Here is a 26,189-nt window from a genome sequence, read left to right as displayed (position 1 = left end):
AACTTGCATATTACTATAAAATATATAAAATTTAACTAAAAGGGATACAATGGTTTTATTAAAATCCATACCGAAGATTGATAAGTTTATCAATGACAAAGACTTTAAACCTTATTCAACAAAACTTCTTACTAAAATTGTAAAAGAAAAAATTGATACTTTACGTCAGAACATTTTGAATGAAACAATAAATGAAGTAAATCTTGAAGCTTTAAAGCAAGAAATTATAAAAGAATATGAAAGTATTATCAAACCTTCTTTACGCCCATTAATAAACGCAACGGGTGTTATTATTCATACTAATTTAGGACGTTCATTAATCAATGAAAAAACTTTTGAAAATATCAAAAAAGTTCTTACTTCATATAACAATCTTGAATACGATGTGGAAAAAGGAAAACGAGGCGAGAGATATACTCATATTTCTAAAGTAATTTGTAGCCTTTTAGATTGTGAAGATGTTTTAATCGTAAATAACAATGCTTCTGCTGTATTTTTGATTTTAAATACTTTTGCAAAAAACAAAGAAGTAATAGTCTCACGTGGTGAGTTAGTTGAAATTGGAGGTTCTTTTAGGGTTCCAGAAGTAATGGCTCAAAGTGGTGCAATACTTAAAGAAGTTGGGGCTACTAATAAAACCCATCTTTATGATTATGAAGACAATATCAATGAAAATACAGCAATGCTAATGAAAGTACATAAATCCAACTACAGCATTGAAGGTTTTACGAGCGAAGTTTCATGTCTGGAATTGGTAACACTAGCAAAAGAGAAAAAGCTAATTGATTATTATGACATGGGAAGTGGTCATTTAGTTGATTTGCCTTATAATTTGGATCAAGATGAACCTTCTGTTTTAAAACTTTTAGAGAATAAACCTTCCTTACTTTCTTTTTCTGGCGATAAACTTTTGGGTTCTGTACAAGCTGGAATTATTGTAGGGAAAAAAGAACTTATATCAAAATTAAAAAAGAATCATCTTTTACGAATGTTAAGAGTGGATAAAATAACTTTGGCTATTTTAGAAGAAAATGTAAAATCAATTTTATTGGATAAAAAAGAAGACATTCCTACGCTGGAAATGTTGTTTACTTCTACAGAAGTACTTGAAGCACGAGCTTTAAGGGTTCAAGAAGCGATTAAAGATATATGCCAAACAAGTATTTTCAAAACACACACTGTAATAGGCGGTGGAACCACTCCTAATAAAAAAATACCTACTATTGTATTGTCTTTGGCATTTAAAAACTACAAAGAAAATAAAATAGAAAAACTATTACGCTCAAAGGGAGTTATTGGAAGAATGGAAAAAGAACAATATCTTTTAGACTTTAGAGCCATCAAAGAAAATGAATTAGAAACATTGATTTCTATTATAAAAGAGATTATTAATGAGTAATTATATTATTGGAACCTGTGGTCATATTGATCATGGTAAAACAGCTTTAATAAAAGCGTTAAACGGTTACGAAGGTGATACAACAAAAGAAGAAAAAGACAGAGGAATTACTATTGATTTGTCTTTTTCTCATATTTCACAAAATGAAAAGAATGTGGCTTTTATTGATGTACCTGGACATGAAAAACTGATCAAAAATATGATTGCAGGAGCTTTTTCTTTTGATTGTGTGATGGTTGTTGTAAGTGCTGCTGAGGGAATAAAACCTCAAACCATTGAGCATTTAGAAATTCTTAAATTAATTGGTATTAAAAAAGCTTTAGTTGTAATTACTAAAAAAGATTTAGTTGATGAAGAAACGCTTAAAATAAAAGAAAAAGAAATTGTTTCTTTTGTACAAGAATATGAATTTGATATTGAAAAATCTTTTTGTGTCTCAATTTATGATGAAGCTTCAATAGCACATTTAAAAGAAGAACTATTTACACTAAATGCTAGCACTAAAGAAAAAGAAAACTTTTTTAGATATTACGTTGATAGAGTATTTTCAAGCAAGGGTGCTGGAACTATTGTAACGGGAACTGTTTTAGGAAATGAAATATCTGTAAATGAAAAAATATATCTTTGTGATATTAAAAAAGAAGTTAAAATTAAAAACCTGCAAGTTCATTCACATGATGTTGAAACGGCTTTTATTTCAAACAGATGTGCAATAAATCTCTCTGGTGTTGATACCAATAAAATTCAAAGAGGTAGCGTTTTATCTAAAAAAGGTTTTTTAAGAGGATTTTTTTCAATTGATGTGAGTTTCAAAGCCTTAAAAGGCTTGAGTTTAACCCATAATAGAATTTATACTATTTATTTGGGTGCTAAAAAGTTTGAAGCAAAAGTGCTCCTTTTTTCATCTACTGATTCACTGGAAGTTGGGTATGCAACGATTAAAGCAAGCTCTGAGATTTTCTCAATCTATGGGGAAAAACTTATTTTAAGAGAAGGCAATCGTACAATTGCAGGAGCAAACATTTTAAATCCTGTAGTTGATCCCATGAAAAAACAGCAAAAACTTAAAATGTTAGAAGCTTTGAATAAACAAGATATCAAAGAAGCGTATCAAATATTATTAACTGCTCATAAAAAAGGCCTTGGGTTAGTCTCTTCTGCCCAAAGATTTGCTCTTTCACATGAAGAAGCATTAAAGATTGCAAACTCTTTAGATGCATCTTTTGTGGATGAAAAGGATTTAATTATTTATCCTGCAGAAACGAAAGCCTATATCAAAGAAATTGTAAGTAATATTTATACTAAAAATCAATATGCCCTACTTTCTATTGCATCTATTAAACTAAGACTTAAGTGGGCAAGTGAAAGTTTTATTCTGCTTGCTATTAATGAATTAATTGAAGAAAAACTGCTTAAAAAAGATGGTAATTTATATATCAATGCCAATATCAAAGAGAGTTTTCAAGACAGCTTAGAAAATATTGTATTAGAGCGTTTGGAAAAAGAAGGTTTTACCCCAACTGCTCCTTATAATATCTATGATGAATTAGATTTGGATAGAAAACTTGGAGATGATATTTTAAAAGCTTTGTGTGCTAAAAAACATGTTATTAGAATGGCTCACAATCTTTTTATTCATGCTCAATCTCTAAATAAAATTGTAAAAAGCATGAATGAGATTATAAAAGAAGAAGGTTATATTGAAATTAAAAACTTCAAAGAAAAATATCCTATGTCAAGAAAATATCTGGTTGCTTATTTGGATTATTTAGACAATTTCTCACAAATTAAAAAAGTAGATAATAAAAGGTGTTTTGCTTAAAACTAAAGCCAAATAATCTTGGCTTTAGCTCTCTTAGCTACAATTGCAAATGACCTTAACCAACGAACAAGAAACTATAATTAATTCCAAAGAATTGTCTTTTAAAATAAATGCAGTTGCAGGAAGTGGAAAAACCACAACACTTTTAGAATATGCACAAAAGAACACTCATTTAAAGATTTTGTATCTGGCGTATAACAAGTCTTTACAAACTTCACTAATGAATAAACTAAGTTCTTATGATCTAAGTCACATGCATGTTAGCACCATCCATTCACTTGCTTATAAAAGAATCCAAGCCCATAACTATGTTTTATGTTCTGATTTAAAAATGCAAGTCTTAGAATACAATTTATGTGAATTTGAACGAAAAGTGAATCAAAGAAACTCGTATTACCCAATTCCTGAATACCTAGCCCTAATAAAAGACTTGGTTAATTTTTATTGTAACAGTTCAATTATTGCTTTAAATGAAGCCCTTTTAAAAGCCTACAAACAACAAAGTGATTTGGGGGCTAAGATAATTGAGCTTATTTCAAAAGATGAGTCTAGAGTTCTAGCTCACCTTAAATACATTTTATCTGCTATGAAGAATAAAAAAATAGAAGCTACCCATGATTTTTATTTAAAAATGTTTTATTTAAATAAAACGGCCTGTTCTAATTTGGGTTATGATTTAATACTTGTAGATGAAGCACAAGATATTTCTGATGTAATGATACGAATAGTTGAGAATCAAAATGTAAGACGGGTTTATATTGGAGATTCATTTCAACAAATATATTCTTTTAGATATGCTACGAATGCACTGGCCAAAATTGATTTACCTGCTTTTACTTTAAGTAAAAGTTTTAGATTTGGAGATGAATATGCAAAAAGCTTATCAAAAAGTTTAAACAGTTTGTATAAAAAATGTGGCTCATCTTCTTTATATTTAGAAGGTACACAAAATGAAACCAAAATGGGTGAAAAACACTTAGATTTAAATAAACCAATTTGTGTAATAGCACGAACTACTTTTGGTTTAATACAAAAAATAGTGCATTATATTCATGACAATAAAAAGATTTATTTTGAAGGGGGATATGGAGGATATTCTTTTATGAACCCTATGGTTTATTCTATTTTTTATTTAAAACAAAAAAAGAATGACAAAATTACACTTCCCGAAATTAAAGAGTTTGAAACCATAGCTGAGCTTGAAGAATTTGCAAAAGATACCAAAAACCAAGATTATTTGAACATCATAAAATTCATTAATACCTATGGGGATAATATTTTTGAAATCAACAAAAAAATCAAGAACAGACTGGTACTTGATAAAAATAAAGCTGATATTATTTTTACGACTACGCATAAATCTAAGGGTTTAGAATACGAGCAAATAATCTTAGCAGATGATTTTATAAGTAAAAAAGAAATCACGAATGAAAAAAGCAAAATGAGTGATATGCAAAAAGCAGAAGAACTTAATATTTATTATGTTGCAGCTACAAGAGCAAAAAAAGTAGCCGTTTTGGCTTCTTTAGAATTAACGTATGTGTATAAAGAAGATGATAATTTTGATTTCAAAGCTAAAAAAACACCTAAAAAAACGTCTTCTTCAAAAATGAAAAAAATGCAAGAACAATGGTTATCAAAAAATAAAACAAAAAAATCAGACGCTTTTTAAATAAAATACTCCACAATTTATTTAACTATTATTAACTACAAATAATAGTTTAATCTCTCTGTCTTTAAAATTCAATCCAGCTATTTATAAACCTTATCTTTCCTAATTTACTTCATTTACAATTTAGTTTTATTCTGATAGAATAATATTCGAATTAAATTCATTTTAAGGTTCTGGAATGACAAAACAAGAAAAACGAGAAATAAGAGATAAATTAATCTTAGAAAATGCACGTATGATTGTAAAAAGAGATGGAATTATTGAATTTAAAATGTCTGAAATTGCAAAAGCATCTAAAATTTCAATTGGTACTTTATACATTCATTTCATCAGTAAAGAAGATGTTTTACTGGCACTTGCTTGCCAAAATATTGTTGAAGTAAAAGCTTTTTTTCAAGAGATATCAAAACTTGATTGTTCTAATAAAGAAAAACTTCTTGCTTTTACGTTTACTTCTCATATTAGACGAGCAAAAGAAAGTTATATCTCCGAATTAGAACAGTTAGTTACCAATACAAGTATTAGAAATAGAGCCTCAAAATACAAAATACAAGAACATGATTCTCTCATTCAAGAAGCAGTGTTACTTGTCAAAAGCATTCTCTTAGAAGCCATAAAAGAAAACAGTCCAAAAGCTGAAAATACAGAAGGCATATGCGATAATTTATTATTTGGTTTATGGTCTTTGAGTTTAGGTTCTTTGAGTATATTGGAATTAAATATTTTTAAAAAGCACGACTTAGATATTAACAACCCTTTAATAGTAAATGCAAGTTGTTTAATTAATTCTTATTTAAAAGATAAACCACTAGATCACAAAAATATTAATCATATTATAGAAGAAACAAAAAACCTGATAAAAAAAGGAATTCAATGCTAAAAAATATTAAATACCTAAGTTTAGCTCTCGTATTTACTTCTTGTGCCGTAGGACCTAACTATAATCCACCTGAATTAAAAAGTTTTCATATCTTGCAAGAGAATAATCTTTTACATAAGAATAAACAAGAACATTCTTGGTGGAAGAACTTTAACGATCCTATTTTAAATCAACTGATTTTAAAAGCACAAGAAAATAACTTAGACATAAACACAGCTTATTTAAATATCAAAAAATCAAGACTTACTTATAATATAGTAAAAGAAGATTTTGAACCCAATGCTGCATTCGTTATCAATCCACAAAGAGGGAAAAAAAGTGAGAATGTACCTTCTTTTGCTCCAGGTCTAACAGGGAATAACTTAAATTTGGGACTTAGTGTTTCTTGGGAAGTAGATTTATTTGGAAGAATTGATAGATTAGTTGAAGCAAACTATGCAAAATATGAAGCAGATAAATTTTTATATCAAGATATTTTGTTAAGTTTAAAAGCGCAAGTAGCTTCTACTTATATTGAAATACGAAGTTTAGAAGACAGAATTCTAATCACTAAAAAAAATATAAATATTCAAGAGAGATTTTTTAACTTAACAAAAAAACTTAAGAATGCTGGCAGTGCTTCAAAATTAGATGTAATAAGAGCCAATAGTAATTTATTAAGCACTCAAGCTTATCTTCCCAGTCTTCATGCTAATAAAACAGCTTTAATTCAAAAACTGGCTGTTTTATTAAATACTAGGGATGTAAAGGTGCAAAATAGTTTAAAAAGCACACAATCTTTTATTCCAGTAAGCTATAAAAAGAATATTACTTTTAGCGCAAACCTATTAAGAAACAGACCCGATGTACGTTTAAAAGAAAGAGAATTAGCAGCACAAACAGCTCTTATAGGTGTAGCAACTACTGCGTTATATCCATCTCTTACCTTAAGCGGTTTTTTGGGATACAATTCAATATCAAGCTCAAATCTCTTAAGCCCTGAAAGTCTCTTATGGAATGTAGGTGGCTCCTTTTTCTACTCAATTTTTAACAGAAGTAAAATAAAAGCCAGTATTAGCATAGAAGAAACAAAAGCAGAGATGGCTTTAAATAACTATAAAAAAACAGTATTAAATGCAATAGCTGAAGTCAATACAAATCTGGATTTTTATAAAAGTGAAAAAATAAAATTTTCTTATTTAGAAAAAGCATATTCCTTAAGTCAAGAAAGTGTTCACTTGGCCAATCTAAGATATGAAAATGGACTATCGTCCTTCCAAGAAGTTCTTGATTCACAAAGACAATTGTTTTTAAGTGAAGAGGCTTTATCTCAAAGTAAAACATCAAGCTCTTTATATTATATCAAGATACATAAAGCTTTAGGTTTAGGATGGAATACTCAAAATGATAAAAAAGAAAAGGTAAAATAATGAAAAAAACAATACTCTTAACAGCAGTACTAACTCTTTTATTTGTTGCATGTTCAAAAAAGGATGACAATAAAGTTGAAAAAGAACTCATTCGTCCTGTCAAAATTTTAGTGGTAAAAAACATAGAGAATCAAAAAAAATATCTCGAGTATCCTGGTGTTGTTTATCCTTCTTTAAATACTATTATGGCTTTTGAAGTATCTGGTAGTATTAAAAAGTTCAATGTTAAAGTAGGAGATTATATTAACAAGGGTGATGTACTTGCCATTTTGGATAAAAGAAATTTCATTTCCAATGTCAAAGCATCTAAAACAGCTCTCAATACAGCTTTTAAAGATTTAAAGCGTGCACAAATACTTATTACATCAGGTGCCATTTCACAAAGAGATTTTGACAATGCAAAACAACGATATGAAAACGCTAAATCCAAGCATGAAATCAAAGAAAAAGCCTTAGAAGATACAGAATTAATAGCTGAATTTTCAGGTGTCATTGCAAAAAAAATGGTAAATGATTTTGCAAGAATATCACAAAAAGAAGGAATTCTACTTCTTCAAAACAATTCAAAACTTGAAGTAAAAATAGATATACCAGAAAAAGATATTATTAAAAGTAAGGGTGATTTAAAAAATGTTAATAAAATAATCAATGCCCAAATCACTATAACTGCATTAAAAAATAAACATTTTCCTGCCCTTATTAAAGAGATATCAACCTCAGCAGATTATACCACCAGAACCTTTGAAGTTACTCTTTTAATGGAGAACCCAAAAGAAGAAACAGTTTTACCAGGTATGAGTGCTACTGTAAGATTAACAAGAAAAATACAAACAAATGATATTTATATCCCCTCCCATTATGTAAAATCAAATGAAGAAAAAAAGTTTTATGTGTGGACATTAAATAAAGAAAACAAAGCAATTAAAACCTTTATTGAAGTGGGAGAATTTAATGCTGATAAATTGCATATTAAAAAAGGTCTAAATAAGGACAGTAAACTGATTATTACAGGTTTATCTTATTTACATAATAATATGAAAGTAAGAGAATTAGAATAATGGATTTTTCAAGATATTTTATAAAAAACAGAATTTTTGCTTATGTTCTTACTGTAGTCATTTTGGCATTTGGTGCACTTTCTTATGAAAAACTAGGAAAATTAGAAGATCCTCCTTTTACTATTAAAGATGCGTTAATCATTACATCTTATCCAGGAGCAAGTGCAAAAGAAGTGGAAGAAGAAGTTACGAATAAATTAGAAGAAGCTATTCAGCGCTTGGGGCAATTAGATAAACTCGTATCTAAATCTTCTACAGGAATGTCAATCATTACGGTTTCAATTAAAGACAATTATGACAAAAATACCCTGCCCCAAGTTTGGGATGAACTAAGAAGAAAAGTAGATTCTGTTCAAAATTCTTTGCCTCCTTCTGTTTATCCTTCAATAGTTAAAGATGATTATGGTGATGTTTATGGAATGTTTTTAAGTATCACTGGAAATGAATATTCCTATAAAGAACTAAAAGATTATGCCAAAATCTTAAAAAAAGAACTTATTTTAGTAAAAGATGTTGGAAAGGTCGATCTTTTTGCAACACAAGATGAAGTTATTTATATTGAACTTAACCGTGATCGATTAGCAAAACTTGGTATTTCCAAAGATTTGATTATTGCCCAATTACAAAATAAAAATATAATCTCAGATGCAGGTTCTGTTAATATTGGCAATGAATTTATTAAAATAAGACCTAAAACAACAGTAGATTCAGTCAAAGATTTTGAAAATATAATGATCAGAGGTTCAAACTCTAACGCACAAATCTTTTTAAAAGACATAGCAAGTATTAAAAGAGATTACAAAAATCCTTCATCTGCTTATTTATCTTATGATGGGAAAAAAGCAATAGCTATTGGTATATCTACAAGAGTGGGTGGTAATGTATTAAATATGGGAGAAGCACTCAATAAGAGATTAGAGGAACTCAAATATCTTATGCCCTTAGGTATGGAAATTGGTATGATCTCGGATCAAGCAAAAAGTGTTGATATTTCTATTAATGATTTTATTATGAACTTAATAGCTGCTGTTGTAATTGTTGTAGCTGTATTACTTCTATTTATGGGGCTTAGATCTGGGTTAATTATTGGTTTTGTTTTAATACTTACTATTCTTGGTTCTTTTATTTTCATGCTAGCTTTAGGCATATCCTTAGAGCGAATTTCTTTAGGGGCATTGATTATAGCCCTTGGAATGCTTGTAGATAATGCCATAGTAATAATTGATGGAATGCTTATTAAAATAGCAAAAGGAGATGGAAAAGAATACGCAGCAGCAGAAGTAGTCAAACAAACATCCACTCCCCTTCTTGCAGCTACTATTATTGCAATAATGGCTTTTGGAGCTATTGGAACATTGGATAATGCTACGGGTGAGTTTTGTCGATCCTTATTCCAAGTTGTTATGATTTCTCTTGCGTTTTCTTGGGTAACTGCTGTTACTGTTACTCCTTTATTAGGAGTGCAATTTTTAAAAAGCAATAAAAACAAAGAAACAAAAGATCCTTTTGATACAAAATTTTACAATATGTATGCACGTTTTTTAAAAATATGTATTAATAAACGCTGGTTAGTAATTCTAGGTGTTATTGTTTTATTTGTTTTTTCTTTAAGTAATTTTAAACATGTTAAAAAAAGCTTTTTCCCAGATTCCACAAGACCTCAAGTGATGATTGATTTTTGGATGCCTCAAGGTACTAGAATTGAAAATACTGCCAATATTTTAAAAAATATCCAAAAAAAGATTATACAGATTCAAGGAGTTACGCATACTACAACAATAGTAGGAAAAGGAGCGCTTAGGTTTATATTAACCTATGCACCCCAAAAAGAGAATTCTGCTTATGCTCAAATGTTAATTGATATTGATGATTTTAAAAATCTTGATAGAACTATTAGTGATATAGACATTTTAGTAAAAAAAGACTTCCCAAGCATTAAAGCTTTTGGTAGGAAATTTGTACTTGGACCTGGTTCAGGGGGGAAAGTACAGGTAAAAATATTTGGAAAAGATGAAAATAAAATAAGAGAATATGAAAGTGAGATTTTAAAAGTATTTGAAAAAAATGCTTTAACAAAAGGTCTTAGAACAGATTGGCGTGAGCGAGTTAAAGTAATAAGGCCTGTTGTTTTAGATCAAGTTGCAACACTTAATGGTATTTCATCTAAAGATATAAGCGATGCCATAAAAGATAATTTTGAAGGAAGAACAGTCGGTGTTTATAGAGAGAAGGACAGTCTTATTCCCATTGTATTAAGAGCACAAGATAGAATAAGAAATGATGTAAGTTCTTTGAACAATATTCAGATATTCTCACCTGCTAAGGGAGAAAATATTCCTTTAAGACAAGTGATAAGTCATTTTGAAACCTTAAGTGAAGATGATATTATTTACAGATATAACAGGAAAAAAGCCTTAACTATTCATGCAGATGTACACAGTGGTGTTGCAAATGATTTATTAAATGCAGTAAAACCCCAAATTGATAAAATTAAATTTGAAGAGGGATATTGGATTGAATGGCATGGAGAATTTAGAGATACAAAAAAATCGCAAGGTCCCATTATAGCTTCCTTGCCCTTATTTGTACTTTTAATGATTCTTATTAAAATTGCTTTATTTAACTCACTTAAAAAACCACTTATTATTTGGTTGATTATTCCTTTTGCTTTAATTGGAGTGGTATGGGGTTTACTAATTACTGATAAAGCTTTTGGTTTTATGTCTTTACTTGGTTTCTTATCTCTATCAGGAATGTTGATTAAAAATGCAATAGTTCTTATTGATGAAATTACTATTTTAAATGAACATCAAGAAAAACCCATTTTAGATTCTATTTTAGAAGCAGGATTATCAAGATTAAGACCTGTCGCAATGGCAGCTTTAACTACTGCTTTAGGAATGATACCTTTAATATTTGATGCTTTTTTTGGATCAATGGCTGTAGCTATTGTATTTGGACTCATGGTTGCAACGGTATTAATTGTAATTTTAGTTCCAGTTTTATATGCAATATTTTTTAAAGCAGGTAAATATGAGCTTTAAGCCTTTTATTTATAATAGCAGCTCATTTTAATGCGGCAGAAATTAAAAAATACAAATAATTATTAAGCTACTCTTCACGAGTAGCTTAGTAATATGTTATCAATTAACAAAATGTTAAAAGGATACATTATTCAAAACAGGCTTATTAATGATACTATTTATAATCACATAGAATATACCAAACTAGAAGATAAAATATTACAAACAAAAATACTTAACCGTTTGCAATTTATTACACAAAATGCTTTGGCTTATTTTTCTTTTCCTTCTATTACAACAAGACGTTATATCCACTCACTTGGAACCATGCACTTAAGTTCTTATATGTTAAAAAATGCTTTTTTAAACGCAAGAAAAGAAGATAAAAATTCTTTTTTAAAAAATCTAAAAAATGCACTTAATTCTATCATCGAAGAAGAAAATTTAGATATATCATTGAATCAAAGTCTGGCTTATTTTGAAAATAAAGCCCTCTTTCAATTTTTGATTCCAACAAAAAACAAAGCACAAAAAAATACCTATATTATCATTCTTCAAGCTCTTAGATTGGTTGGATTATTGCATGATGTTGGTCATTTGCCTTTTTCTCATCAAGTGGAAAATGCCTTAAACAAACTCTATATGAAAAGTACTAAAAATGGTGAAAAAGAAGTACTTTTTAGAAATATTTATGAAGAAATAACAAATAATAAAGAAGATGTACTACATGAAGGAATAGGAAATATTCTAGTAGATACCCTTTTTGATTATGAGTTAAAAAACGAGAAGATTGCGAATAAAGCTTATTTAAAACTAATTCACAAAATAGTTAAACTTATTTTAGAAGAAAAAGAAGCGTATGGTTTTGATTTTAAGGTTTTACACTCTTTAGTATCTGGAACTGTAGATGCCGATAGGTTAGACTATATTAATAGAGATATGGTTGCTTCTGGTTATATTGGAGGACCCAATGATCATATTCGAATAACAAAACATACAGTACTTGTAAAAAACAACAATAAGTTTGAAATGAGTTTTTTTGATATGGGTCTTATAGATATAGAACATATGCTTGAGATGAGATTTAATTTATATAAAAAAGTCATTTATAATTTCTCTATTTCCAAAACAGATGCTTTATTAGAAAATGTCATTTATTATGTTTCAAGAAAGTATTTTAAAGAAGAGAATAAAGAAGGGGCTAAAATATCAGATAATATTGCTATGTTGTGGACATTTCATCGAGAAAAAGATGAAGAAAAAAAACTAGATATTATTTCTATGTTGGATGAAAACTGGCTTATTTCCTTGTTAAAACAAGAATACTTTGATATTAAAAATAAAGAAATACTGCAACAACAAGATAAAAAATATCTTTTATGTTTTGAAGAAATTCTTTTTGGGAAAAGAGTTTTTTCTTCTTCTTGGAAAAATTTAAATGAATTTTATAAAGTATTAGATTTTTCAACCCTTGAGCGATATAAATTTAGAGAAAGTTTTGGATATATTACTCCTCTAAGAAGAATCAAACTTCAAGATGCACTTGATAGTTTTATTCTAAAATATGAAAATCCAAGCCGTTTTATTTCCTATCAAATTGTTTCTTTTTCTTTGGGTTTATCAAAAGACTTTAAAATTTTTGATGGAGAAAATCTTATTTTATTGGATGAAGTTTCAACTTTGCGAAAACGTTTAAAACAGTCTATGTCTAATACCGTTCCCTTTTTCTTATATATTAATAAAAAAACAATAACGAATAAAATGAAAGTAGAACTTAAAAAAATTCTTTTTGATATTTTTATTTAAGTGCGTGAAGTAATTTCTATTAAATGAAAGCCAAATTGCGTTTTAATAGGGCCATGTAAAGTATTTAATCTTTCTTTAAATACAATTTCATCAAATTCTTTTACCATTTCACCTTGTGAAAATGTACCTAAATCTCCATTGGATTTTTTAGAAGAACAACGTGAATATTTTTTGGCTGCTTTTTCAAAAGTAAGCGTATTATTAAGTATTTCTTTTTTAATCTTGAGTGCTAGTTTATTTTGTTTTACCAGTATATGTCTGGCAGTTGCTTTTATCATGTATATCCTTTAAAAGCGACATAATACCATAGATAAAGAGAATAAAAGAGTTTTTATTCTCTTTTATTTTTAGTCTTCTCTTGAAGTGATTTCAATTAAATGAAAACCAAAATCTGTTTTAACAGGTCCATGAACTTCATTTACTGCTTCATTAAAAACAACTACATCAAACTCAGGAACCATTTGTCCAGGAGTAAAATTACCTAAATCTCCCCCACTTTGTCCGGATGGACACGTTGAGAATTCTGAAGCTGCTGCTTCAAATGTTGTTTCTTTTGAATTTATTTTTTCTTTTAATTCTTTACATAAGTTTTCATCTGAAACCAATATATGTCTTGCACTAGCATTTGCCATAAATATCCTTTTTATTTGAGCGTATTTTATCATAAAACAGCATAAGTATAATTTATACTAAAACGGTTAACCTTGATATAAAGTTATCTTTAGTTATCATATAAATCAAATAATGAAATAACTTATTTAAAGGAAAAATAATGGAAGAATATTTTGACGAAATTTTACTTTTAACTATGGATTATGCACCTAAGTTAATACTCTCAATTGTTGTACTTGTACTTGGTTTGCTTTTAATTGGTTTTTTTACGAACCTAGTATCTTCTTTAATGAAAAAAGCTAAAGTAGATGAAACACTTATTCCCTTTACAAAAAGTTTACTTTCTTGGGTATTAAAAATTCTGCTTTTCATCTCCGTTGCTTCAATGATAGGAATTGCTACTACTTCTTTTATTGCAGTACTTGGAGCTGCTGGCCTAGCTGTTGGTTTAGCACTGCAAGGATCACTGTCTAATTTTGCAGGGGGAGTTTTATTACTTATATTTAAACCCTATAAAGTAGGAGATTTAATTGAATCACAAGGGGCACTTGGAATTGTAAAAGAAATTCAAATTTTTAATACTATTTTAACTACTTTCCAAAACAAAACAATTATTCTACCAAACTCAGCCGTTTCTTCTAATGCTATTACAAACATTTCAGCCAATGGAACTGTAAGAGTTGATTTAGAAGTTGGCATTTCTTATGATTCCTCTATTGATGATGCAAAAGAAGTTTTATTAAAAATGATGAATGATCATAAATTAGTATTAAAAGACCCAGCACCGGCCATTGGTGTTAATGCTTTAGCAGATTCATCTGTAAATTTATTAATGATGCCTTGGTGTAAATGTGAAGATTATTGGGATGTGTATTTTGGCATTCAAGAGAATGCGAAAAAAGCGCTTGATCATAATAAAATCACCATACCTTTTCCACAAAGAGATGTTCATATTTTAAAACAATAGTAAAGATAAGCCTAAGGCTTATCTTTTAGATGTCATTAGAGCTGTACTTGTTAACAAACTTAAACACAAAACTATTTTTTCCAGTACTTGAGCTAAATTATTATTTTCTTTTTATGCTTAAAAGTTTGCAATTTATTTTTGAGATAGTAGTTAAAATTTTAAAAGAAACAAAGTCCCAATTTTTTTCTTAGATGTTACTTTTGGTGTAATATCATAAGTTTTGCAGATATGATTAACTATACTTAAGCCTATTCCAAAACCACCTTGCACTTTCGTTGCTCTATAATATCTTTTATAAATGTCTTTAAGTTTATTTTTTGAAATTCCTATACCCGTATCTTCTATAGTAATATAATTTTTGTTCACACAAATATTAATGGAACCATTCACTTTATTATATTTAATAGCATTAGACATAATATTATTAAATAATCGTATAAAATCTTCCTTATTTATTTTATAAAAAAAATCCTCTTTTATAATATTAATTTCAATTCTTTTTTGTGAAGAAAGAGGAATGAAATACTTTAGTTGCTCATCAATAACCTCTCCTAAGTTAAGTAATTCAACTTTTTTATCATTTTTATGGTTTTGTAGAAAAATATATATCAAATCTTTATAAATCTCAGAAATTCTTTTGGCACTTAATCTCACTCGTTCAATTTGTTTTTCATTCAAACCATTTGACTCCGTTGACATTAAAATAACTGATATGGGAGTATTTAATTCATGTGTTGTATCTTTTATAAAATTATTTAACTTCTCTCTTTCATCTCTTATTGGCTTTAGAAATAATTTTGCTAAATAAAATCCAATTAACGAAATAATTGAATATATTATGATAAAAAAGATGATTATATTTATTTGTAAGTTCTTCATTTTTTCAAAAAAAAGATTCTCTTTAATAGAGATATAAAATATGCCTAAATGACCTAAGGGAGAATTATCAATTAAAATATAATGATTGTTATTTTTGTAAAACTCATTTGTAAAATCAATTTTTTCTTCAATGTTGCCATATAACTCTTTTTTGTTACTATTATATAAAGATATTTGATAGTCTTTATTTTTTAATAAATCATTAGCATCAAGTTTTTTATTTAGCATATGTGCATAAATAATTTTGGCAGAAATGAGTGCTGCTTTTTTATGCATTTGTGATTTCACTAAATCATAATAAAGATTTTGTTCACTCTTATAGTAAAAAAACGCTACAAAAATCATTAATATCAAAGATGATCCCAGGTACAGCCCTAAAAATCTTAGTAATGTCCATTTTTCACTATTTGTTAAATCGATAACCTACTCCTTTTACATTTAAAATATAATTAGCACCTAAAATTTCACTGGGATTCTTGATGTACGCTCTTATTTGTTGATTATTGTGGGGTACTTTTATAATACACATAGGTTCAAGATAATGCATCAAGAGATATGGCTTTATGTTCATAAGTAACTGGATATTGCAGAATTTCAACTTCCTTCTATGATATTTTTACTTTTTCATTCTCTTTAAAATAAGAAAACTATTTTTATCTAAAAAAACTATATTATAAAGCAAAGTTTATAAAAACAAATATATTTTAAAGTTAATTCTCTACAATATAATTAGGATAAAAATATTATAATTTATTCATTATTTGAAAAATATAAAAGAGAGAATTTCTCTTTTATATTTTTAGAAGGAGTAGATAAGTTTTGTTCTGAAGTCTGTCGCGTCTTTTATATTATCTTCATAATCTAGAATTGAATAATCGACTTGTACTTTAAACTCTTTTGAAAACTTGTATTCCAAATTAATTGTAATTTCATTTAAATCAGAATTGGCTGCTTGTACATCATAAGAAGAATATCTAACTTTGCTTTGCAAGTCTGAAAATTTATAAGAAGCTCCTACTTGATATGAATCAGTATCCGCTTTATATGCATCTGCTCCTGCAGTTTTTGTATTTGAAGTAAATGTATCATAAGGACCTTGTCCAAAACCTCTAAGAGTTGGAGAATCACCCGTTGTAGTGTAAGCTGCAAACAAGCCTAGTTCAGATATTTTTGTTCCTACTTTAAAACCTAGAAATTTTGCGTTTTCATCGTTTGAATACGATGATTCATACGAAGTACCATAATATTGTGCTGCTATATAAGAATCACCCATATTAAATTTTGCATCGAGATATATAACATCAGCAGTTTCCTTATCCCCTGCATACTGTGCTCTAATTCTTAAGTTTTCAATTGAATTATTTTGAGCATATACGGTAAATACACCATCATCTGAGATATTATTAAACTTACCAACATTTCCAGCGCCATCAGATCTTTTTTGATATTTGGCAAGGTGTCCTACAGTAATAGTAGTATTGGGTAAATCAGTGTTAGTTAAAAATAATGCTTCAAAAGATTCCCTTATCATTCTTGAACCCGAACCACCTACTAAAGGACTTGAATAAAATTGTCTACCAGCTTTTACTGTTGTATTAGATTGAGTATAGGCTAAATAAGCTTCTGATAATAAAGCACCTGAAATATCCATTGTATTTTTTGTTTTTCCGGCAGTATCATCAATACTAGCTACACTTGATGCTTGAAATGTAGTACCTAGTACTAAACCGTTGTATGAATCAGTAATATAGTTTAAAGAGCCACCATTTACCCAAATACTACTGTCATTAGAACTAACATTATCAAAATTTTGCACAAAATAATAAGATTTTAAAGAACCTTTTACTTTACCCTTTGAAAATGCTTCTTTGATTGAATCTGCAGCCATTGCATTTGATGTAAAACCTGCCATTGCCAGTACTGCAACAAAAGATATTTTTGCTATTTTTTTCATTTATTCTCCTAAATATATTGATATATTTACCACTTAAGATATAAGTTTAATAGTAAATTGAAGAAATTATAACAAGTTAAAATGGCGTTAACATGGAGTCTCTTACACATTAACTCCACTCATAAGATGGTATTATTTTTGATAATAAAGGAATGAAGATGAAAATTTTATTATTAGAAGACGATTTAATATTTAATGAAATAATTAAAGAATATTTAGAAAGTCTCAATTATATTGTCGTCCAAACTTATACAGGGGAGGAAGCTGAAGAATTAATTTACACATATAAGTATGATTTACTCATTTTAGATATTCATGTCCCTCTTATATCTGGAATTGATCTATTAAATGACTTTAGAAAGTCTGGATACACCACACCTGCGATATTTGTTACTTCAGTAACAAATACAGATCAAATATCAAAAGCATTTGAAATTGGAGCTGATGATTTTATAAAAAAACCATTTTCATTTAGTGAATTAAATTCAAGAATAAATTATATAAAAAAAATGTATAGTATTGATACGAATAACTATATTCGAATAAATGAAATAATTTCATTTGATGTTCGAAATATGAGTATTATAAAAGATAAAAAACATATTAAGATTCCAAAAAAAGAAGCCGAAATTATTAAATATTTTTTGCTTAATACCAATAGAACAATCTCGATTGATGAATTAATTGTAAATCTATGGAACTTTGAACATGAGCCAAGCATTTCAACAATAAGAAGTTATATTAAGAATATAAGAAAATCCATCTCAAAATCTTGTATAGAAACGATAAAAGGTTTAGGATATAAATTCAATACATACTAAGAACATGTCATGTAACTGTGCTTATGTATCTTTAAGAATAAGATACTCTTTTAAAATGTCGGAGCTTACTTTTAAAAACCCAAATTTTCATAAAAAATCAAAAGAAGAGTCAATATGTTAACTCATAAAAACACTTCCCTTATTAATTTAAATTTTGCCAAATAAAGATGATGAGACACCGTACTCAAAGAAATACATTTTATGCGATACTTATCTTGTAAATTATAAAAATAATTCAATTGTTTTTTTTATCTTCTGTCTTTAAATTTACTCCAATTTAGATTGTATAAACCCTTTATACGACTACTATTACAGATGAAGATAAGATAAAATGTGAAGATTATGGGGATGTGTATTTTGGAATTCTAAAGAATGAAAAAAAAGCGCTTGATGATAATAAAATCACCATACCTTTTCCGCAAAGAGATGTTCATATTTTTAAACAAAAATAAAGATAAGCCTAGGGCTTATCTTCCATATGCTTTATAATATTTACCTTTAATTCTTTGGTCATTTAAACCAGTTAATGCTTTATCAAACACATCTCTTTTAATAGCTACGTAAGAACAGAAATTAAAAATATTGATTTTTCCAATATCATCTTTTCCTAAACCAATACTTCCTGTTAATGCACCCAATAAATCTCCCGCTCGAACCTTATGTTTTTTCCCACCATTAATATAAATCGTTCTAAAAGGACAATCCAATTTAAAAGAAATATCATCTTCCAATAAAGTAGAATCAGAAAAAACAGTCTCTTTTTCTAGAATTTGATTAAAATCAAGCATTTTTTCTTCATCGTAATAATTACATAAAGAAATTGCCATTCCTTTTTTTCCAGCTCTTGCTGTTCGTCCAATTCTATGCGTATGTACTTTTTCATCATTAGCAATATCATAATTAATTACCAATGAAATATCGTCAATATCTAAACCTCTTGAGGCAACATCTGTTGCAATTAATATAGGATATGATTTATTTGAAAACATAAGTAACACTTCATCTCTGTCTTTTTGATCTAAATCAGAATGTAAAGTAACTACATCAAAACCTAAAGCATATAAATCATCTGCTAATTCATCACACTTAATTTTTGTATTACAAAAAATCAAAATAGATTCTGGTTTGAAAGAAGAAATAATTGTTGAAATTAAAGGTGTTTTATTTTCATTATCTACTTTATAGTATTGTTCATTAATAACATTTTCATTGTGTTTTAAAGCTACTTGAACTGTTTTAGGCTTGTTTAAAATACTAGAAGCAATACTTTTAATATCTTCATCAAAAGTTGCAGAGAATAATAAGGTTTGTCGCTCTTTTGGTAAATAAGAAATGATTTCATTAATATCTTCTAAAAAACCCATATCCAACATTTTATCTGCTTCATCTAATACCAGAGTATTGATATCATCGCATTTAATATTGTCTTCACTTAAGTGTTTTAATATTCGACCAGGCGTTCCTACTAGAATATGTGCACCATGAAACAAAGAATGAACTTGGGGTCTATAAGCAACCCCTCCGCATAATTCTAAAATTTTCACATTGTGTCTAAAACGAGCAAGTTTTCTAAGCTCATTTGCAACTTGTGCTGCTAACTCTCTTGTGGGTGCTAAGATTAGACTTTGAACACGAAAGTGTTTCACATCTAATTTTAAGATAATAGGTAAAGAAAAAGATACTGTTTTACCAGAACCTGTTTTTGCTTGAGCAATAACATCATGACCTTCAATAATTAAAGGTAAGGATTTTTCTTGAATTTCTGTCATTTTCTCATATTGCAAAGAAGATAAATTATCCAATGCCTCTTTGCTTATGTTTAAAGTGTTAAATGAAGTAATAATAAATCCTTTTATATTTTTCTAAAGAAGTATGAAATACTTACAATAATAGCTATTAAAATTCCCAGTCCAATGTATTTAAACTCATCCGCAGCACTTAATACAATATCTCCAACCATATAAGAAGCGTATCCAACAATACAGGCCCATAAAGCAGCTGCAAATACATTGTATACTAAGAACTTTTTGGAATTGTATTTTGTTAATCCCATTGCTAAAGGAATAATTGTTTTAATTCCATATACATATTTTTGAATAAAAACGACAGGTGAACCATATTTACGCATTAGAATATGTGCGTAAGCTACTTTTCGTCCATATTTTCCCATCATTTCTTTTGCATAGGCTTTATTATTACGAGCAAGTGTAAATAAAAATTGATCTCCTAAGAAATTCGAAGTTGCTGCAACTGCTATACATATATAAATATTTAAATCTCCTGCAAATGACAGTACACCAGCCACGACTAAGCCAACAAAACCTCCACCAAATGAGTATAGGAATAAAGCAAGATAGCCCCATTCTTTAATAAATTCTTCCAAGTTTAACCTTTTAATTTTTAACTATTCTATTAATATTCATTAATTGATTTCGTATATTATCATACTTTCATGCATTATTTGTAATAAGGGAAAAAGCAAAGTACTTTTTATTTATATTTGGATTATTACTGTCTGTAATAGGATTTATAATTATTAAATAAGTTAGCAAAAAAATTTAAAGAATTATTAATTGTTCTTTTTGTAAAATATAATAATAAAGATTATTTAAGGGATATTTATGAAAAAAAAGCTTAAAATAATAACCGAAAATACTATTAAAGATTTATTAATAAATGAAATAATTTTACCTTCATCTTATTTTACTTGTTTTGCTAAACATCTAAAAGACTTTAATATTAATCTAAAAGAAAACAAAGAAATGAAAGAAAGCAAAAATTTAATTCTTGAAGAATTCAATACTATTAATACCTTTATGAATTCAACGATAAAATCCATTCATAATTTAAGTACGGTAACAAAACAAGCGAAAATCGCTATTATTAATAAAGACAATAACAGCTTAGATAATCTACAAGTATTATTAAGAGATTTAGAAAAAGATCTACTAAGTTTGCAAGATGAAATTTATAAAGACAGTTTTTCTAAAACATATAATCGAAAATGGGTATATAAATATATTTTAAACAAAGAGGGTTGCTTTAATAAAAGCGGGTCTGTAGTTTTAATTGATTTGTATGATTACAATACAATAAGTAAAAAATTCTCTACAGTTCTTGCAGATAATCTTCTAATCTTTGTACTTAATCATTTAAATAAAAACCTTAAAGAAGAAAATATAGAATACGAATGCATTCGTTATTATCAAGATACCTTTTTATTTCTTTGTAATAAAGAAAGCCTTGATGATTTAAAAGATTTATTTACACAAATACAAGAAGATTTATTCACTCATAAACTGAAAAACAAAAAAGGGATAGTAATACAACCTCGTTTTAAGTTTTCATGTTTGGAATACAAAAAAGAGGAAGACTTCACAAAAGTACTTGAAGAGCTTCACAATCAAATAAATTAAATACACTTTTTTTAAGATTATATCATTTGCTAATTTTTAAATATAAATTTCAGTATATACAATTCTTAAGATTAACTTACTATAATAGTTGATATTATTAAATAATTTTGAGGAGAAGTATTGTTAGATAGCTTAAGATATTTAAAAGATAAAAATAATACTCATACTATTTTTTTGATAGATATCTTATATATGAAAGACATAAATTATGTTTATGGATACAAAAATGGTGATTTAGTTATTTCACAAGTCCTAAAACTTTTAAACGAAATTGTCAAAAATGAGATTCCCAAAATACTGAATAAAATTCTTACTTATAAACTCAAACATTTATACATTGATATCTTTGAATTTAAGATATACGCCAATTTAAGCCTTAAAAAAATCCAAAAAATAAAAGACATTATTCTCTTAAAAATTGAAGAGCACGATTTTTATCTTGATAAAGATAATTCTATTAATATTAACTTAACCATAGGATGTACAAAAGGTAAAATTGAAGATCTTAGAATTTATGCAGAAAAAGCACTCAATAATGCGAAACTGAACTACAGTGATTTTGCCTATTTTGATCCACATTTTTTTAACGAACAAGACAACAAAAGCAATTTAATAAAAACCCTTCAATACAATATTAGTGAAAAAAAAGTGGAACCTTATTTACAAAAAATTGTTTCATGTAAAGATCAAAGTATTTATAAATATGAAGCACTTATGCGTGTTTTTGATAAAGATGGTAGCATTCTTTATCCTGCTGTTTTTATAGAAAAGTCAAAAAAATTCAGACTTTATACCAAATTAATGGCCATACTTATTAAAAAAGTATCTTTATATATAAGAAAGTATAAAATCAATATTAGTATTAATCTTGATTTTAGTGATATGCTAAATCCAAAACTAAAAAAAATCATTATTGATGAATTAAAAAACAATCATATTGGAGAAATGCTTACCATTGAAATACTGGAAAGCCAAAAAATCACCAATTATGAGCTTGTCAATGATTTTATTCAAGAAGTTAAAGGATATGGAGTAAAAATTGCTATTGATGATTTTGGTTCTGGCTTTTCAAACTACGACAATATTTTAAATTTAAACATTGATTATATTAAAATTGATGGTTCTTTAATAAAAAATATTGATACAGATATTTACAGATCTTTGATTAAAAGCATTGTTGATTTTTCAAAATTGCATAAAATAAAAGTGGTTGCAGAATTTGTAAGTGACTTAAAAATTTTGCGTTACGTAAAAACCTTGGACATAGATTATGCCCAAGGTTACTATTTTAATAAACCCCAACATATAGAAGAAATACTAGGAGAAAAGAATGAAAAATAAATTAATTCAAATTACCGATTTAAGTATCAATGAAGTCTTAAGAAATGAGATTATTTTACCTTCATTGTATTTTAAAACGTTTGATGAGAATGCTAAAACTTTAAAAATAAATTTAAACAATGAAAAAGAACAAAAAGAAATTGAGCATCTTATTTTTGATGAATTTAGTACTATTAATGATTATATGAATACAACAATAAATTCAATAGAAACACTAAGTGTTGCGACAAAAATTGCAAAAGTTGCTATTAAAAACAATGATGTAAAAAGTTTAGAAAAAATCCAAAACTCAATGACTAACTTAGAAGAAGAACTCAAAGCATTAAGAGATGAGATTTATAAAGACCCTTTTACCAAAACCTATAATAAAAAGTGGATTTATAAAACACTCTTAGACCAAGACTCTAAACTAAAAGAAAAAGGTATTTTTGTTTTGTTGCATATTAAGGATTTTGATTATATAAAAGATGAACACAATGAATTAATTGCGAATAATTTACTGATTTTTATATTAAACTTTTTGAATAAACAATTAAAAAAAGAAGATATTTCCTATCAAAGTGTACGATTTTTCCACGATACATTTTTGATTTTAGTAAAAGATGAGAGCCGTACAAACTTAAATACTTTGTTATTAAATATAATGGAAATGATTAAAAACACTACTCTAAAAAGTAAATCAGGTATTGTATTACAAGCACGATTTAACTTCTCAACCTTAGAATACAGAAAAAATGACAAGTTTCAAATTATTTTAGAAAGTCTTACTCAAGGTTTAAATGAATAAACCTTAAGTACTTGTCAAAATACTAAGAAAAACTTTCAGCAAAGATAACTTAAACGCTAAGTATTTAATTAAGAACAACAGTAAATAGCATTTTTATTTACATGCCCTTATTCTTTTATTCCTCCATATCCTTAAGACTACATATAACATCCACACTAATAAAGATATAATAATCAATAAAGTTATAAAAGGAATATTATGGAAGATATAAATGAAAACATTCAATATACTTGCCCTATGCACAGTGAGATTATTAGCAATAAAGCAGATTCTTGTCCCAAGTGTGGCATGGATTTAGTTCCTATGGAGAATGAGGATGCAGATGAAAAAATATATGCAGTTTTAGTCAAAAAAATGACTATTGCAACAATTTTCACTCTTCCCATTTTTTTAATAACTATGAGTGATTTATTTTTTGGCGAAGGTTTTTTAAGTTTTCTACCTCTTGCTTATTTAAATTATTTGCAATTAATCTTATCCTTACCTGTTGTTTTTTATGCATGTTGGATGTTTTTTGAAAAAGCCTATGCATCCCTTATCAATAAAAGTTTAAATATGTTTACTCTTATAGGAATGGGAACAGGAGTTGCTTTTATTTTTAGTGTGGTTGCTTTGTTTTTTCCAGAACTTTTTCCAGATGACTTCAAGAGTGAGAGTGGTAATATTCACTTATATTTTGAAGCAACAACCGTAATTTTAAGTTTGGTATTATTGGGCCAACTTCTTGAAGCAAGAGCCCATAGTCAAACAAATGGAGCTTTAAAAGCCTTATTAAAACTGGCTCCCTTAGAAGCTATTTTGATAAAAGACGGTGAAGATATAACTATCTTGATTGATCAAATTGAAGTAGGAAATTATTTAAGAGTAAAACCAGGTGCCAAAATACCAGTAGATGGAAAAATAACAAAAGGTTCTTCTTCTATTGACGAAGCTATGATTACTGGTGAGCCAATGCCTGTTGATAAAAGTATTGGAGATAATGTTAGTTCTGGAACGATTAATGGAACAAAATCTTTTGAAATGATTGCAAAAAAAGTAGGCGCAGAAACTTTACTTTCTCAAATAATTCAAATGGTAAAAGAAGCAAGCAGGTCAAAAGCCCCTATTCAAAAACTAGCAGATACAATTTCCAGATATTTTGTACCTATCGTTATACTAAGTTCTGTTCTTACGTATATTATTTGGGCTTTATTTGGACCAGAACCTGCTTATGTATACGCTTTGGTCAATGCAATTGCAGTATTAATAATAGCATGTCCTTGTGCTTTAGGACTAGCTACTCCTATGTCTGTTATGGTAGGAGTTGGAAAAGGTGCGCAAGCAGGAATATTAATCAAAAATGCTCAAGCCTTACAAACAATGGATAAAATTGATGTTTTAATCACAGATAAAACAGGAACCTTAACACTTGGTAAACCTTCTGTTGAAAAAATATTTACACTCAATAATAAAGACAATACTTTAATTTTACAAAAAATTGCATCCATCAATAATGAAAGTGAACATCCCTTAGCCCAAGCTCTCGTAAATTTTGCAAAAGAGAAAAATCTTGTTTTTTTAGAAGTAAATGATTTTGAAACAATAGTAGGACAAGGCGTAAAAGCTAAAATAAAAGATGAAACTATTTTACTTGGTAATATTACTTTAATGAAAAGTGAAAATATTGACATTTCCTCTGCGTTAAAAGAAGCAGTAATAAAAGAACAACGTTTAGGAAAAACGCTCTCTTATATAGCAATAAATTCTGTGGCCCTTGGTTTTGTAAGCATCACTGATGCTATAAAAACAAGCAGTAAAGCTGCAATTTCACAGCTAATGGCACAAGGAATAGAAGTAATAATGATGACAGGAGATAATATAAATACTGCAAAAGCAGTAGCAGATGAATTAAATATAAAAAACTACCAAGCTCAGTGTTTACCAGAAGATAAATTAAATAAAATAATTGAATTACAAAAAGAAGGAAAAATTGTGGCTATGACGGGGGATGGAATAAATGATTCTCCGGCATTAGCTCAAGCAGATGTAGGAATTGCAATGGGTACGGGTACGGATGTTGCTATTGAGAGTTCTGAGATTACCTTAATCAAAGGTGATTTAGGTGGAATAGTAAAAGCCAGAGTTCTAAGTCATGAAGTTATGAAAAATATAAAACAAAATTTATTTTTTGCTTTCATTTACAATATCTTAGGTTTACCTGTTGCGGCTGGATTATTATATCCCTTCTTTGGTATTTTATTATCACCAATGATTGCAGCTACTGCTATGAGTCTTTCATCTCTATCAGTTATTCTTAATTCCTTAAGATTAAAAAGGATTTCTTTATAAAAAACAACAAACAAG

The 26,189-nt window shown here is 27.9% G+C and carries 20 protein-coding genes; 14 read left to right on the top strand and 6 right to left on the bottom strand.

The genetic code is table 11. The annotated features are described in order from the left end of the window. Positions 1–49 precede the first annotated feature (49 nt). The 8 genes from HRT41_11880 (at position 50) to HRT41_11845 (ending at position 13,069) form a co-directional block, all read left to right on the top strand. Positions 50–1,399 carry an L-seryl-tRNA(Sec) selenium transferase gene (locus HRT41_11880; protein ID NQY24721.1) on the top strand — a complete coding sequence of 450 codons (1,350 nt, stop codon included), beginning with the start codon at positions 50–52 and terminating at the stop codon, positions 1,397–1,399. Next, positions 1,392–3,221, top strand: a complete 1,830-nt coding sequence (selB, locus tag HRT41_11875; GenBank protein ID NQY24720.1) for a selenocysteine-specific translation elongation factor — start codon at positions 1,392–1,394, stop codon at positions 3,219–3,221. The genes HRT41_11880 and selB overlap by 8 nt, the downstream gene beginning before the upstream one ends. Before the next feature lie 49 nt (positions 3,222–3,270). After that, the gene (locus HRT41_11870) at positions 3,271–4,893 is read left to right on the top strand and encodes an AAA family ATPase (GenBank protein ID NQY24719.1); all 1,623 of its coding nucleotides are present in this window, start codon (positions 3,271–3,273) and stop codon (positions 4,891–4,893) included. A 178-nt stretch (positions 4,894–5,071) separates the two neighbouring features. Beyond that, positions 5,072–5,773, top strand: a complete 702-nt coding sequence (locus tag HRT41_11865) for a TetR/AcrR family transcriptional regulator (GenBank protein ID NQY24718.1) — start codon at positions 5,072–5,074, stop codon at positions 5,771–5,773. Continuing rightward, entirely contained in the window at positions 5,767–7,182 is a 1,416-nt protein-coding gene (locus tag HRT41_11860; protein NQY24717.1) for an efflux transporter outer membrane subunit, read from the top strand. The genes HRT41_11865 and HRT41_11860 overlap by 7 nt, the downstream gene beginning before the upstream one ends. Then, positions 7,182–8,240 carry an efflux RND transporter periplasmic adaptor subunit gene (locus HRT41_11855; GenBank protein NQY24716.1) on the top strand — a complete coding sequence of 353 codons (1,059 nt, stop codon included), beginning with the start codon at positions 7,182–7,184 and terminating at the stop codon, positions 8,238–8,240. The genes HRT41_11860 and HRT41_11855 overlap by 1 nt, the downstream gene beginning before the upstream one ends. Next, entirely contained in the window at positions 8,240–11,284 is a 3,045-nt protein-coding gene (locus HRT41_11850; protein ID NQY24715.1) for an efflux RND transporter permease subunit, read from the top strand. The genes HRT41_11855 and HRT41_11850 overlap by 1 nt, the downstream gene beginning before the upstream one ends. Before the next feature lie 195 nt (positions 11,285–11,479). Further along, positions 11,480–13,069 carry a hypothetical protein gene (locus tag HRT41_11845; GenBank protein ID NQY24714.1) on the top strand — a complete coding sequence of 530 codons (1,590 nt, stop codon included), beginning with the start codon at positions 11,480–11,482 and terminating at the stop codon, positions 13,067–13,069. Here HRT41_11845 and HRT41_11840 read toward each other — a convergent pair. Further along, entirely contained in the window at positions 13,066–13,347 is a 282-nt protein-coding gene (locus HRT41_11840) for a peptidylprolyl isomerase (protein NQY24713.1), read from the bottom strand. The two genes, HRT41_11845 and HRT41_11840, sit on opposite strands and share 4 nt — an antisense overlap. A 69-nt stretch (positions 13,348–13,416) precedes the next feature. After that, entirely contained in the window at positions 13,417–13,734 is a 318-nt protein-coding gene (locus tag HRT41_11835; protein NQY24712.1) for a peptidylprolyl isomerase, read from the bottom strand. Between the two features lie 107 nt (positions 13,735–13,841). Here HRT41_11835 and HRT41_11830 point away from each other — a divergent pair, with 107 nt between their 5' ends. Beyond that, positions 13,842–14,648, top strand: coding sequence for a mechanosensitive ion channel (locus HRT41_11830; GenBank protein ID NQY24711.1), 807 nt, complete (start codon positions 13,842–13,844; stop codon positions 14,646–14,648). A gap of 150 nt (positions 14,649–14,798) precedes the next feature. On the opposite strand, the gene HRT41_11825 is transcribed toward HRT41_11830, so the two are convergent. Further along, on the bottom strand, positions 14,799–15,881 hold the full coding sequence (locus HRT41_11825) for a HAMP domain-containing histidine kinase (protein NQY24710.1): 1,083 nt from the start codon (positions 15,879–15,881) through the stop codon (positions 14,799–14,801). 445 nt (positions 15,882–16,326) lie between these two features. Beyond that, positions 16,327–17,481: a porin gene (locus tag HRT41_11820; GenBank protein NQY24709.1), complete on the bottom strand. Its 1,155-nt coding sequence runs from the start codon at positions 17,479–17,481 to the stop codon at positions 16,327–16,329. A gap of 158 nt (positions 17,482–17,639) precedes the next feature. On the opposite strand from HRT41_11820, the gene HRT41_11815 reads away from it, so the two are divergent. Further along, on the top strand, positions 17,640–18,302 hold the full coding sequence (locus tag HRT41_11815) for a response regulator transcription factor (protein ID NQY24708.1): 663 nt from the start codon (positions 17,640–17,642) through the stop codon (positions 18,300–18,302). A gap of 467 nt (positions 18,303–18,769) precedes the next feature. On the opposite strand, the gene dbpA is transcribed toward HRT41_11815, so the two are convergent. Together dbpA and HRT41_11805 are read right to left on the bottom strand one after the other, a co-directional pair. Beyond that, positions 18,770–20,143, bottom strand: a complete 1,374-nt coding sequence (dbpA, locus tag HRT41_11810) for an ATP-dependent RNA helicase DbpA (protein ID NQY24707.1) — start codon at positions 20,141–20,143, stop codon at positions 18,770–18,772. Positions 20,144–20,154: 11 nt separating this feature from the next. Then, entirely contained in the window at positions 20,155–20,685 is a 531-nt protein-coding gene (locus HRT41_11805) for a DedA family protein (GenBank protein ID NQY24706.1), read from the bottom strand. Between the two features lie 238 nt (positions 20,686–20,923). On the opposite strand from HRT41_11805, the gene HRT41_11800 reads away from it, so the two are divergent. The 4 genes from HRT41_11800 to HRT41_11785 all read left to right on the top strand — a co-directional run bounded on the left by HRT41_11800 (position 20,924) and on the right by HRT41_11785 (position 26,174). Further along, positions 20,924–21,718 carry a GGDEF domain-containing protein gene (locus HRT41_11800; protein NQY24705.1) on the top strand — a complete coding sequence of 265 codons (795 nt, stop codon included), beginning with the start codon at positions 20,924–20,926 and terminating at the stop codon, positions 21,716–21,718. A gap of 120 nt (positions 21,719–21,838) precedes the next feature. Beyond that, a complete protein-coding gene (locus HRT41_11795; GenBank protein ID NQY24704.1) occupies positions 21,839–23,059 on the top strand; it encodes a GGDEF domain-containing protein in 1,221 nt (406 codons plus the stop codon). Continuing rightward, positions 23,049–23,846 carry a GGDEF domain-containing protein gene (locus HRT41_11790; protein ID NQY24703.1) on the top strand — a complete coding sequence of 266 codons (798 nt, stop codon included), beginning with the start codon at positions 23,049–23,051 and terminating at the stop codon, positions 23,844–23,846. The genes HRT41_11795 and HRT41_11790 overlap by 11 nt, the downstream gene beginning before the upstream one ends. 198 nt (positions 23,847–24,044) lie before the next feature. Then, positions 24,045–26,174, top strand: a complete 2,130-nt coding sequence (locus HRT41_11785) for a copper-translocating P-type ATPase (protein NQY24702.1) — start codon at positions 24,045–24,047, stop codon at positions 26,172–26,174. The last annotated feature ends 15 nt before the right edge of the window (positions 26,175–26,189 follow it).

It is taken from the genome of Campylobacteraceae bacterium, from assembly GCA_013215945.1.
Lineage (GTDB): Bacteria > Campylobacterota > Campylobacteria > Campylobacterales > Arcobacteraceae > NORP36.
This window is presented reverse-complemented; position numbering and strand designations above follow the sequence as displayed.